This is a genomic window from Vibrio sagamiensis NBRC 104589, assembly GCF_007990935.1.
GTDB lineage: Bacteria > Pseudomonadota > Gammaproteobacteria > Enterobacterales > Vibrionaceae > Vibrio > Vibrio sagamiensis.
In genome coordinates this window covers 22,927-36,428 of sequence record NZ_BJXJ01000016.1, presented here as the reverse complement: position 1 = coordinate 36,428, position 13,502 = coordinate 22,927, and the positions used below count along the sequence as shown (strand labels likewise).

At 37.4% G+C, this 13,502-nt stretch carries 10 protein-coding genes and 1 tRNA gene; 2 read left to right on the top strand and 9 right to left on the bottom strand.

Annotated elements, in window-relative coordinates; translation table 11 throughout:
- Window position 1: 1 nt before the first annotated feature.
- Entirely contained in the window at window positions 2-1,177 is a 1,176-nt protein-coding gene (gene choV / locus VSA01S_RS09500; protein ID WP_039983708.1) for a choline ABC transporter ATP-binding protein, read from the top strand.
- A 446-nt stretch (window positions 1,178-1,623) separates the two neighbouring features.
- On the opposite strand, the gene VSA01S_RS09495 is transcribed toward choV, so the two are convergent.
- From VSA01S_RS09495 to yccS, 7 genes are all read right to left on the bottom strand, one after another.
- Window positions 1,624-1,698 (bottom strand) — tRNA-Gly (locus VSA01S_RS09495).
- Between the two features lie 246 nt (window positions 1,699-1,944).
- Complete coding sequence (locus VSA01S_RS09490; RefSeq protein ID WP_039983602.1) at window positions 1,945-2,586, bottom strand: murein L,D-transpeptidase catalytic domain family protein; 642 nt, start codon at window positions 2,584-2,586, stop codon at window positions 1,945-1,947.
- Between the two features lie 570 nt (window positions 2,587-3,156).
- Complete coding sequence (locus tag VSA01S_RS09485; protein WP_039980904.1) at window positions 3,157-5,517, bottom strand: putative bifunctional diguanylate cyclase/phosphodiesterase; 2,361 nt, start codon at window positions 5,515-5,517, stop codon at window positions 3,157-3,159.
- Window positions 5,518-5,845: 328 nt separating this feature from the next.
- On the bottom strand, window positions 5,846-6,232 hold the full coding sequence (gene cueR, locus VSA01S_RS09480; protein ID WP_039980899.1) for a Cu(I)-responsive transcriptional regulator: 387 nt from the start codon (window positions 6,230-6,232) through the stop codon (window positions 5,846-5,848).
- 226 nt (window positions 6,233-6,458) lie between these two features.
- A complete protein-coding gene (locus VSA01S_RS09475) occupies window positions 6,459-6,695 on the bottom strand; it encodes a YgjV family protein (RefSeq protein ID WP_039980898.1) in 237 nt (78 codons plus the stop codon).
- A gap of 219 nt (window positions 6,696-6,914) precedes the next feature.
- Complete coding sequence (locus VSA01S_RS19975) at window positions 6,915-7,076, bottom strand: hypothetical protein (protein ID WP_167325143.1); 162 nt, start codon at window positions 7,074-7,076, stop codon at window positions 6,915-6,917.
- 252 nt (window positions 7,077-7,328) lie between these two features.
- Entirely contained in the window at window positions 7,329-9,488 is a 2,160-nt protein-coding gene (yccS, locus tag VSA01S_RS09470) for a YccS family putative transporter (protein WP_039980897.1), read from the bottom strand.
- A gap of 307 nt (window positions 9,489-9,795) precedes the next feature.
- Between yccS and helD the strand changes: the two genes are divergently transcribed.
- On the top strand, window positions 9,796-11,871 hold the full coding sequence (helD, locus tag VSA01S_RS09465; RefSeq protein WP_039980896.1) for a DNA helicase IV: 2,076 nt from the start codon (window positions 9,796-9,798) through the stop codon (window positions 11,869-11,871).
- 74 nt (window positions 11,872-11,945) lie between these two features.
- Here the strand turns inward: helD and VSA01S_RS09460 are convergent, their stop codons facing one another.
- Together VSA01S_RS09460 and torT are read right to left on the bottom strand one after the other, a co-directional pair.
- A complete protein-coding gene (locus VSA01S_RS09460; RefSeq protein WP_039980894.1) occupies window positions 11,946-12,401 on the bottom strand; it encodes a methylglyoxal synthase in 456 nt (151 codons plus the stop codon).
- Window positions 12,402-12,444: 43 nt separating this feature from the next.
- Complete coding sequence (gene torT, locus VSA01S_RS09455) at window positions 12,445-13,452, bottom strand: TMAO reductase system periplasmic protein TorT (protein ID WP_039980893.1); 1,008 nt, start codon at window positions 13,450-13,452, stop codon at window positions 12,445-12,447.
- Between the last annotated feature and the right edge of the window lie 50 nt (window positions 13,453-13,502).

Here is a 13,502-nt window from a genome sequence, read left to right as displayed (position 1 = left end):
GATGGATGCCATTACTATTAGCAAACTTGATGTTGTGTTTGGTCACAAACAAAAAGAAGCATTGGCTTTGCTTGATCAAGGTTATTCGAGACAAGATATCATTGAAAAAATCCAACAAGTTGTTGGTGTACATCAAGTTTCTTTGGATATTAAGCAAGGTGAGATCTGCGTTTTAATGGGACTATCAGGGTCTGGAAAATCGAGTTTGTTGAGAGCTGTTAATGGACTAAACCGTATCTCTCGTGGGTCACTAAAAATAAAAGACGGAGATCATATGGTGGATATTGGAGGATGTAGTGAGCATACATTACGCCACCTCAGAACTCACCGAGTTTCAATGGTTTTTCAAAAATTTGCTCTAATGCCATGGTTGACCGTACTCGATAATGTCGCATTTGGTCTAGAGATGAAAGGGATCGACAAGTCTATTCGTCGGAGAAAGGCACGTGAGCAGCTTGATATGGTCGGTTTGAGTGAATGGGGAAATAAATACCCTCACGAGCTCTCTGGTGGTATGCAGCAGAGGGTGGGATTGGCCCGAGCATTTGTTATGGATACCGATATTCTCCTTATGGATGAACCTTTTTCTGCGCTTGACCCGCTCATTCGAGCGCAATTGCAAGATGAGCTCATTCAACTACAAAAAACGTTAAACAAAACCATTCTATTTGTCAGCCATGATCTAGATGAAGCTTTAAAGATAGGTAATAGGATCGCAATAATGGAATCGGGTCAATTGATTCAGCATGGTAAACCAGAAGAGATCATCCTAGCTCCAGAAAATCAGTATGTAGCTGACTTTGTCGCACATACTAACCCTTTAAATATTCTTAAAGGGCGTTCGCTTATGCAAGTAAAGTCTGAGCTTGAGCAGCAAGAAGATCGAGTGCTAGTCTGTGATGACAAACAGCTTTGGGTAGAACAACATTGTAAAGGGTTATCATTGGTAGATACCGATAAATCATTGGTTAATTGGAAGAGCGAATTAGAGCCTATTGATGAAAATACAGTAGTGCTAGCCAGTCCGGATATCACAATGAGAGAGGCCATTGAATTGAAACAACGGAGCAATTTGCCGATTTTATTGGTGGAAAATGATAAATTAGTTGGTGTACTCAATGACAATGATCTCTATCAAGCGTTACTAGGCAAGTATAAATCTAAGCAAGTGGCCTAGCTAGGTTGATTGGATTAATCTCGTATTTAAAATGATCGCCTTGGTTGTAAGTTCTATTTATTATTTTGGTAATAGTAGGGCCGCCTGACAGTAAACGATGAACTATTGTCAGGCCAATGGCGTTTCGCGACGTATGATTTTATAAAATAGGTTTCATTAAGCATATTGGATATTACGCTGTTTGTGCAGAGTAAGAGAGTGTAGAAGAAAGAGAGTTAGCTCAAAGAATCCTGCATTTTGAATTTAATTGAGTATAATTCAGGTAAATCAATAAGAAGAGATAAATTTAAATGAATCAAATAGCGATAAGATTAGTGAAGTTAGCGATAATTTGCGTGGTATTCTTCACTATATTTGACATCATTGCCTACGGTGAAATCACATGGATAAAAAGATGGTTCGGATTTTAAAGCAATTATTTTGGGATTGACATCGGTATAGAAGTTTGGAGCGGGCAGCGGGAATCGAACCCGCATCATCAGCTTGGAAGGCTGAGGTAATAGCCATTATACGATGCCCGCGCATCGAAAGGACGTGACTACTATGCCATAATACTCCAAAAAGAAAAGTCTTTTTTGAACATACATTTACTGGATGTTCAAAAATCACCCAAACTGATTGGCTATTAACCACACCTTCCTGAGAAAGCAAGATAAGCCGAAGTCTGATCAAGCAAGCGAATATACAGTTGTAAAAAAGTGACATTATAAATTGAGGGTAAATGCCGAGGGCTGTCTAAGCTACCGCGGTATATCAATTATTATGTTTTAAGCGCTTGCGTATATGACACTGCCACCTTTAATGGTATCGATTATAGCGCGAGATTCGCTTTGAGGTAGCGCTGGACATCCCCAGCTACGTCCAAGGTAGCCGTTCTTTTCAATAAAAGATGGATTCGCATAATCTGCACCATGAACAACAATATAGCGTTCGCGAGCTTTATCGTTCTTACCGTTACTCAATCCGTCAAGTCTTAACGAATATCCATTGGAACCGTAATAGGTTGAATCGGTTAAGAATGTACCTAAAGAAGTTTTTTTCGAATTAACGATATTAGAAAATTGCGTCGCAATTTTCTTACCACTATTTACGCCATGAGAAACATAGGTATTAAAAATGAGTTTTTTTTCAGAAATATCAACCACATAAAACCGCTTCTCTGTAGAGGGCTTACTGTAATCAATGATCGTTAGAAGCGATTTCTTTCTATTTGACGTTTTTTTGTAAGCCAAGTAAGCCTCTTTGAATAACTCAAAGTCGACGATACCTGATAAGTTAGCTTCTTTGTAAGTTTCTTCAACAAGTCGATCAGCCGACTTGACATTAGTTGATTTAGGTGAATGATTGGCAAAAGTGTTCATCGGTATGGAAAATGCAGTCCATACAAAAATAAAAAATAACTTTTTCATTAAATTTAACTAAACTCTGTGTGATTAAACCGTTGTCACTATTCAGTACATCCAAGAGTTAAGGTGAATAGCTTGCAAATAATTTGTATAATTATCACTTTTAATTGAGTCAGGCGATGGGTTACAAGTGTCCCCTGTATTCCAATAAACATGACTTAAAGCACTGAAATAAATAAGTTCAGCACATTTATTTGATGATTTTACAAATCCTTTAGTGCAAATATTAGCCTATTCTCGCTATTAATAAAACTATATCTAGTGATATTTATAACAATATATCTCTATTATTGTATTTAAATGAATATTTTCTATTTATTTTTCATATGGTTGAATTAGTAAATTTGTTGAAAAAAATTATCTTAATTAGTAACAAACTATGACAGATGTTACTTTGTTAATGATATGTTATTTTGATGCTATATTTTAACAAATAACCAAAATAAAATAACAACTGGGCGTTCGTAACAATATTTATTTAGAACTAATAACAATCAACATGTTTTCACTAGGTATTCTTAGTCGTTTGAAGTAGTGATATCGAAGGTATAGAGACGTGATATCATTACAGAGTTATCTTGTCGAGTATTGTGCCTCAGAGTAGGTAGTGCTAATTGCATTTCTGTTCTTAGAGCGCCACCAAATAGCTAATTGATTTTTATCCATTGGTTTACCAAATAGATATCCTTGAATAAAGTCACATTGATAAGATGAAATCCACTGATGCATTGTAGGGTGTTCGATTCCTTCTGCAGTTACTTTCTTATTTTGAGCATGACACAGGTCAATGATTGGTTTGATAACATGGCTGTTATTTGTTCTCATAAGGGTCAGTAGAAACTCACGGTCAAACTTGATCTTTTGTACGGGATACTGGACTAATTGAGTTAAAGTTGTATAGCCAGAGCCAAAATCATCAATCGCTAATTGATAACCTAATTTGGAAAGCTCATCCAATAAGCAAGTTCCTTTATTATCAGTCACATATGTTTCTGTAATTTCGATCTCAATATATTTAGTTGGGACGCTATATTGAACAGTTTTAGCATAGATGAACTCAGACATTGCTAAAGAATTAAGTTCGGCAGACGATAAATTAATGGAAAGGGTAATATCTTTATCAAAGATTGTTTTAAGAGCGTGATATTCGGATAAGGCATTGGCAAATACCCATTGGTCTATTTTTTCAAATAGACCACTTTGCTCTGCGATTGGAATAAATTCTTTTGGGGAAACCACGCCAATATCGTCTGACTCCCAACGTAATAGTACTTCCAAACCTCTAACTTCTTTGGTTTTTGCATCTAAGTACGGTTGGAATAGCAGAAAAAAACCTTTTTCTACATTCTTCTGTCTTAAAGCATGTTCTATGTATGCACGTCTTTGTGCTTGTATATCGAGCAGTGCTGAATAGAATTGATACTGGTTTTTTCCTGCTCGTTTAGCTTGATACATTGCAGTATCTGCACAAGATATTAGTTTATCAATTGTTTTTCCGTCACGAGGGTATTGGGCTATTCCCACACTTGCAGTGACAGAAAGAGATGCGAATGATGGATGAGTTCGAAATTCTAAAAGTTGTTGCGTAAAGTTTTCCAGATGTGCAGTTGCTGTCAATGTGGAACTACACAATATCGAAAATTCATCACCAGATAAACGTGCGCTAAAACAGGCAGAATTGTGTATTTGTGTATAGACTTTACAGAGCTTTTTTATATGGGATGCAAAACTTTTAAGTAATTTATCACCAGCATCATGTCCGAATTTATCGTTGATACATTTGAAATTGTCTAAGTCAATGTAGATCAACCATAAGTTCTCCGGAGGAGCACTGAGCACTCTTAATGCTTGTTCATTAAATTTATGTCGGTTAGCGAGCTGGGTTAAATGATCAGTTTCTGCAAGATACTTGGTTTTATGGTAAACCTGATTAAGTTCATCATAAATATTAAAGAAACGCGAAGACAGTCGACCAATTTCATCGTCTATCAATAATTTATCAATATTTTTTCGCTTCTTCGATTCTATCTCTTGTAATTGGTTATCCAAGTTAGAGACAGGGCTGAGTATATAATGATATAGAACCAACACGATAAGACCAATCGTTATGATAGAAGCAACTCCAAAACACCAAGCGAGTTCTAACCATACTTTGTCAACTTTTTCCCACATTAAGTACTCTGCTGGAGATAAAATTGCGTAAAGATTTGGCATGAGTTCAATTGTTTGGGAAAGAGGTAAATCTAAAAAGATCGGTCTATCAGAGAATGTAATAACACTATGAGTCTCAAACTCAACAACGTGTTTTATTGCGTTAAACTCGTCTAGTGATGCGGAAACAATGATGTAGAATACATTTTCTGGATCGAAATGTTGCGCTGTCTTACCCGTCTTCTTATCAAAAACTTGGTATTTAAGTAAGATCGTTTGACCACTAGAATTGTATATGAATCCAGTATGTTCTGACGATTTCTCTAGAGTGTGATCCTGTCGGATGTAGTTTAGAATTTTCGGATCAAGCTCACTTCCTGGATCAAAATACTTATTATCGGTATAGTAAATCAAGTTTTGCTTGCCATCTAAAATAGCCATATTGGCTTCACCGTTATAACCGTAACTTAGTACACTTGCTGATTCTCCGAGTCGTTGCCAAAGTCCTTTTTTATAAGGGTCATCATCTTTAGTTATCTTATCTTGATAAAAGAAGTAATCTTGAAATGCATTGCTTTTATACATGGTGTAGGCATAGGTATTGACAAAAGTATTAGCTTGATGAAATTGCCCTGCAAGCTTCTCCATTTGGAGTTGTATATAGCTATCCTCCCTTTTTATTAGTGCGACTTTTTGAATACTGTAAATGATATAACTGGAAACTAAAGCACTAATCAAAACCACAGGAGCGACAAGCAAAATAACTCTATTGCTTAATTTCATGTGTTTTTCCGCTGACGTTTTATACATATTGCCACTCTGTACCCAAAGCATTTCAGCTCAGCCTTCTTTGAGGCTGTTTTAGCTAAGTTTATGCCTGTTATTACTTGGGGTAGAAAGTGAACATACATTGAGCTTTTATATTTTTATTGACAAATTGTAAGGGGCTGTTTTTATGAAGTCAGTTGTACTTCTTATATTTGTGATGCTGTTGCCTTTTTTGATAAATACTAGGGATTATTGTCTCAAAAATCATAAATTATCTTGATAATATTACGGTTTTATGTATAAAGTCGAAATGAATAGATCTAATACATTGCTATTTAGATTTTTATTTAATTAATTCATCAATTATTGGGCAGTTTTGCTGTTCGTTCCCTGGGCAGGAAGAAATCCATTGTTGCAGTTGCGCTTTAATATCGATTAAGTACTCTATTTGAGCTTCGATTTCTTGAAGCTTTTTACAGGTACGTACCTTCACTTCACTGCTTGTTCTCATCGGGCTGTGCGCTAACTCGACCAAATCTTTGCATTCCAGCAGAGAAAAACCAGCTTTTTTTGCCCGATAAATGAGATTAAGTTCTCCGAGCTGTTTGTCTGTATATTGACGATAACCGGAGGCGTTGCGAGTTGGTGAGGAGATTATGCCTTTTTTTTCGTACAGTCGAATTGACTTTGCCGATAATCCAGTTCTTTTTGCTATCACACTAATATTCATGTCTGTTTCATTTCTAGGTAACTTATGCTGATCACGGCTGAATTGCTGAACAAACGAAAAGAAACTGAGCCGCTGTTTTTTGCCGAGATAATCACACTTGGTTCTTTATAACCTGTCAGTGTTGTGAGCACTAACGGGGTGAGCTCCGTCCTTATTTTTCTGAGCCTGTAGCGTGTTTATCTCGACCAATAATGAATTACTAGGGTACTAGGGAAGATAATCATTACTAATTACTTGATTGAGCTTCTCGGCGCATTTTAGCTAGAAAGTAAACGTTAACACAGGCAATAAAACCGTTAGTCAGGACTACAGGCCAAGAGTCAATCATCAAACCATAAGCGGTGAAAAGAGCACAACCAATAAAGTTAAGGATACGAAGTTTGATGATATCTTTCATGGTTAGTGAAATAGCAACCATGATGGATGCAGCATAGCCTAAAATTTCAACGGCATTGATTTCCATTAGTGAGCTCTCTTAAATCTGCTTATGTAGTTAAATGCCATTCTTCTCGTCATGAGAACAAAGTCGGCAGCCTTGCCTGAATGGTTAATTCTATTTGTAATTAATTATAACAATGGAAAAAACCTGATGGAAGGGTCAAGAAAAGGTTAAGAGAAGGTGAGCGATTACGCAAACGTTTAAATAGAAAAATTTTAATTATGTTCAAAGCTGATTAGCCCTTTAAGAAAAAAGTTTTGCTAGCAAGTCTCGTTCTTCATTTGTTAGTAGCTGGGCCTTTTTGTGACTCAAAGTACGGCTAATCTCATTTTGTAAAGATTTTAACTGACTGGTCGTTAACCCTTGGAGCATAGCTTTTAAATCGTTAAATTGTTGTGTTTTCAATGGAGTCTCCCAATACTACTCAGTTTACTAACCTTTGGACATATTGTTGAGAAGAGAGATAGCACTCTAACATCATTTTACGATCATAGAGTAAGTAGTAAACACAGTTTTCAAGTTAAGCGTACGTTATTTCAATGTCAGATTATTATAAAGTTAACGACTACGCTTAGTGATAGTTTCTATGAATGCGTGATGATGAGTGTTTACTTGGGAAAATATTACCGCTTAACGCTACTCCAGTGTAGAGGTTCATTATGATAATGAATTTTGATGGGTGAATTTGGGGACTAAAGCATGAAGCTCCGGAAGCATATGATAGATAAGATGTAACTGCTGTAAAACCATTTTTGCGGAGTGCTCATCATCTTCTCTCCACTCGCTGAGACGGAGATCTAAGTCATGCTCTTCTACTGGGACAAGCTTAAACTGTTCACTCGGATGTTTTAATTGTTTCTCTAACTGCTCTAAGTGCTGATGAATAGAGCCGTATGTATCTGAAATGAGGTGATGGATAGATTCATCTTTTATCCTAGTTCGGTGAGCACCTAAAGCTGAAATGTAATTTAGCATTGCATGATTGATGGTAAGAAAGCGAAAGCTTTCGTCGACCGCAGTTTGGTATTTATCTGGCTCAGCTAGCATGGTGTGGACTGCTGAGGATAAATTTGCATCGGTATTATGCGCATGTCGTCTTGCAATTCGATAACTTAAACTATCTTTTTTACCAATACGATATTGTGCGATGATTTGGCCTAAATAGACTTTATTGGCTTCGATAGCATTAGCCATGACTTTAGGCAGTCTTTTGGATTGCCAGTCTGGAAGAATAGTCGTAACAGCAATAACGGCTAAAATACATCCAATTAATGTATCAGCTAAACGAGGCAAAACTACAGCATAACCTTCACCTAACTGGTTAAACAAAAATAAAACAAGTAAGGTAATAAATCCTGTCGCGTAGCTGTAGTTATTGATTCGAAAAGCAAAAAACATAACGCCAGATAAGACAATAAAGACTAACTGGCTTTCTTGTGAGGGAAAAAAGGTCAGTAGTGGGACCCCAATAAGCAGCCCTGTAAATGTTCCGATAATTCGTGCTGTTAGCTTTTGTCGAGTTGCGCTGTAGTTGGGTTGGCAAACGAACAACGTAGTTAACAAAATCCAGTAACCATGATCGATATTAAAGGCTCGTATGATTGCATAGCCTGTAGTAAGCGCTAATGACATACGTAAAGCGTGACGGAATAAGAGTGAGTCACGGTTGAAATTCGCCATAATTCGTTGCCACATTCCTCTTAGCGTTCGTGGGTCAGAGTCGTCCAGAGTTCCTTCTTCTAGTCGTTCTGCGTCGGGGTTATTGATATTACTGAGCTGCTTTTCTACAGTTGCTAAATTATTAAATAAATAATTCAGTTGGAACAACAGACGTTGCCACTGAGGATGCTGTTGTTGTTCAAGGTAAATAAGAGCATTTTGAAGCTCGTTAAGAGCAAGAAGAGATTGTTCAGAGTGATTGTACTCATGACCTAGACGAATAGCCTGCGCAATTTCAAGACAAGCTTGAGCTTGTGATTGTAATAAATACTTAAAACGAAAAAGAATATCCGAACGTTCGAACTCTTTCACAAGATCTTGGTAGCGATAATGGCTTGAGCTTATCCGCTCGTGAATGTCCTGTGCAATAAAATAAAGGTTGAGAAAGCGGTCGCTAGGGCCATCAATATGACCTCGTTTAGAGCGATTGAGTAAAGTCGTTTTACATGTATTAAGAGCGTGAACAGTAGTGGAATTGAAATTAGCGACATCAAGACGTATCCCTTGTTGGCTTAAATTCGCTCTTGGATGAAAAAATTTAGCTTTTGCATCTAGGTAAAGGGCTGTTTGTTGAAAAACGGTAGCTAAGCTTTGTTGTACGGGTTGTAATGGCCAAAATATTTTCCAAATCATAGATATGGCATAGTACCAAGCGGCGCCGCTAAGTAAGAGTGTGGGTTGGAGCCAGATTGTCGTCCATTGTTGGACGCCGAGCATGGTGTAAATTGCGATTATTAAGGAGCCAAAAGCAATATTGGCATACTTAGGCCCTATAGCTCCAAGCATGATAAATCCAAACGTAGAAAGAAAAAGCCCGCTTCCAAACAGCCACGGACTATCAAAAAGGATCTCAATGGAGAAAGCAGCAATAGCAAAGCATAGGAAGGTTAATAGCAGTGCTTTTAGCCTGCCACTAAAGCTATCATCACTTTCTGCAATAGCGGCGGCAATTACACCTAGAATTAATGGGGTAATATAAGCATGTTCACCCAAATACCAAGCAGGGACGACGACACCGAGTAGGGTAATCAATATGAGAACGCTATAATTGATAGTTTGATTAAACCAATAGAGGCGAAATTTTAAAGCAGATAGCACAGTGATTCTTCTATCATTTATGGAGACGGCTTAATTTTAACAAATTTCTATTCTGTTCCCAAGGTAAGTTGATTAGTTGATAAAAAACGCTCACAAAAATTCAATCTAATTTCTTAATTAGGATACAAAACTACCTATTTTGAATAGGTGAAATCTTAATAAATAGAGAAGTCACCGAAAGGGAGTAAGGACAAGCCAAGTTGTTTAAGAAAACATCACACATGATTGATATCTTAAACATCTTCTACAATTTGGCCGTTTAAGATGATATAAAATGACAACTTTTGACTAATAAGGCATTACTTCCATGCAGCTTTCTGCCTCAACTAAAGCACGATTTTTCATTCAAAATGAGTATTATCAAGTTAAAGTTAGTGATAACAGTGTTTTATTAAGTTCGAATGGTAGTGATGAACGTATTCCTTTTACCGTCTGGAGTGGTAAAGTTGTCGTAAGGCGTGGTTTACTTTGGAGCTCTTTACAATTCTTTGCTCATCAACAAGAAGGAAAGCAGCAAAGTTGGCTTGTTCAAGGTCTACCGTGGCAGCAATGTCGAGAATTTGCTGCTCGAGCTGTCAAACAATATCAGGATTGGCATAATCAACAATGTTCTAAGTTGCTAGAATACTTACCGCGTTGGGAAAAAAGTCTATCGGAACTTAAGCACTTACCAATCTATTTATCTACTTCAAAAGTGGATGCTTGGATAGAACAAACAAAGGCTGATTTTTGTCAGATACAAACCAGTTTGTTAGAAGCAAAGATGCACCTCCCAAATCGAATCAAAGAAATTGATACTTGGCTTACAAATACAGAGCAAGCAATTAATGAACGTAATCTTAATTGGTTATCAAGTGAACGTGAAAAGTGGGCTTCATTATTTGATAAAATAGAATCCTCTCCGCTCAACTTTTCTCAACAGCAAGCTGTTCTTCTAAATAATGATCATAATTTAATACTTGCAGGTGCGGGATCAGGTAAAACCAGTGTTTTAACTGCTCGAGTCGCTTATTTACTTCAAAGTGAACAAGCCCATTCAGAAGAGTTGCTAATGCTTGCTTTTGGGCGTGATGCCGCAAGCGAAATGCAGTCTAGGTTGAAGGAAAAAGTAGGGACGATCACTGAAAAAGTTAGTGTGAATACATTCCACCAGCTAGGGCTTCATATCCTCAATCAGGTTGAATCTCAAAATGTAGAGATTAGCCCGCTTGCAATTGATGAAAACCAAAGAACAGCTTGGTGTATTGACTGGCTGAAAAAACATTGGATGACTCCGGCGAACTTTAAACGTTGGCAGAAACATTTGGACAAATGGCCAATTGCTTATTTAAAAGGAGATGATGAACTAGGAAGTCATTCTGAAAACCCTAAGTTGATTGCTTGGTTAGATACCCAAATTACAAAATTGGCTGCGAGCGGGTTGAACAAAAAGCAAGTGCAGCAAAAGCTACTTAATCATCAAGAAAACACACGACTTAACAGTGAACTTACTTTATGTTGGCCATGCTTTACTGCTTGGCAAAAAATGTTAAAGGAAAGCAAGCAAATTGATTTTCCAACCATGATCAGTCGTGCTACAGATTATGTAATGAAAGGAAAATTTATTTCTCCTTGGCGATTTATTATGATAGATGAATATCAGGATATCTCGCCGGATCGACTGGCACTTATAGAAGCTTTATGTACATCAACAGATAAGCAATCCGGGGCAACCTTATTTGCCGTTGGAGACGATTGGCAGGCTATTTACCAGTTTGCTGGAGCTGAAGTAGATCTTACAACAGAGTTCCAGAGTCGCTTTAGATATTCAACGGTACATCAACTTGATACAACGTATCGGTTTAATGATAAAATAGGTATTGTTGCCAACACTTTTGTACAAGAGAATCCAAGACAAATTCCGAAAGTTCTGAGTAGCCATAAACAACGTAAGCAAAAAAGTGTTTATATTGCACCGAGTAATCAAGTTGAAAAAATATTGGATCAACTGAATCATCAAGCTAAAAAGGTGCGTACAGTTTTATTGCTTGGACGTAATCATTACCATAAACCTGAACTTTACGATGAGTGGTTAAGTCAATTCTCTCAATTAAACATACAGTTTATGACTTGCCATGCGAGTAAAGGTAAAGAAGCTGACTTCGTGATCATTTTGTCAGTTAATGAAGGGCAATTTCCTGCAAAGAAAAAACATCAACATATCGATAGTGCATTGACAGGAACAAGCGATCATTTCCCTTATGCTGAAGAGCGTCGTTTATTTTATGTTGCATTGACCCGCGCTAAAGAGCGAGTTTGGATCACACATACAGGCTCTGGCTCCAGTTTTGTTCACGAACTTAGTGATGGTAACTATCCTGTCGTTATTTCTAAGTCACTATAGAAGCTGTTTAGGAATAACTAAGGGTAAACAGCAAACTAGACTGGTCAGCTATTTTTGATAATCTAAGCTAGCGTTTAAATTCGTTTTGCGAGATATGCATGATAATCTGGAATTTCGATATTTACTTCTTTATCTATTAAGGAAGATGAAAATAGAAATTGCGCTGAAGCTTGATTGGTGGCTACGGGGATGTTCCAAACGCTGGCGATTCTGAGTAAAGCTTTAACATCGGGGTCATGTGGCACAGAGTTTAATGGGTCCCAAAAAAATACCAAAATATCAATTTTTCCTTCTGAGATCAGTGCGCCAAGCTGTTGATCTCCTCCCATTGGGCCACTGATAAGGCTATTGATTTCAAGGCCAACTTCTTTACCTAGGATGTGTCCAGTAGTTCCCGTAGCATAGAGTGTATGTTGTTTTAACTTTCGCTTGTTTTCTTTTACCCACTGAAGTAGAGCTGGTTTGCAGTGATCGTGAGCGACAAGAGCGATGTGTTTACTAGCGGACATGGTACGAGTGGTTTTATTCATTAGATCCTTCCGTATATAAAAGTGACATAATTTCCATTTTAGTTTAAGGAGAGAGTGGGCTGACATTGAAAATAGGTCGATACTCTGAAGGCGACAAAGAGCTTTCAATAGTGTGTTTTGACAAACTATCAGGTGTCAGTGGTTGAATTGGCAGAGATATTTGCTCTTGGTAAGCCTCTCCTCGTAAATATTGCAGCGCCTGTATCACAGAGGTTCTACCTTGTTTGACCATATTATCAGTCGCCGCAAATTGTACTTTATTACGGATCAATCCTCGATAAATACCATGACTTAAATAAACAGAGACCAAGCCAACTTCTTTTGCTTTTTGACTTGTTCTTAGTTCACTTATCGCTGCTTCAATCGCAACAGCACTGCCAACAATGTAATCAATGTTATCAGTGTCGATAATGTGCTGAATCAAGTTCCGCTGTAATTCTTTGTCATTGTCGGCCCAATAGGTGTATTTAACTTTGATATCAGAATTTTTAATGGCTTCGGTAATCCCTTCGGTAACCGGTTTAGTACCTCCTTTTGTACGAGGTCCAAGCAATAAAGCAATATCTGTTCGACCGGAGCCTTTTGGGTGTTTCTGTGCTAGGTATTTGCCGACTTCATGCCCCATCCAATACCAATCAATACCCACCTGACCTTTGAGGTATTTCTTTTGGCTGCCGTCAAGGTTTAATTTATTGACAATCGTAAAAACAGGTATGCCACCAACTAGTGTTCCAAGGTTATTTTTAAAAGCATCAGGGCCAACAGTACCTAATAAAATGGCATCTGCGCCCCATTTTTGACACAGAGCAAGTTGCTCTTCCTGCCGTGATTTATTGTGGTATCCACCAGATTCCATGATACGTAATTTTATCCCACGTTTTTCAGCTTCAGATACCATTCCATAATTGATAGATAGCCAGTAAGAGTCTTTTAAATGAGGGTAAATGGCGCAAAGTTTCTCAGCTGATGCTGAAGGTACTAAAATAATAAATAACAATGATAAGAAAAAGTGTCTAAAAAGCAGGCAAACTCGATGGTTATTTTTATACATTGGGTAAACTTTACAAGGATATAATGGTAAATAATATAAAATATAACGTA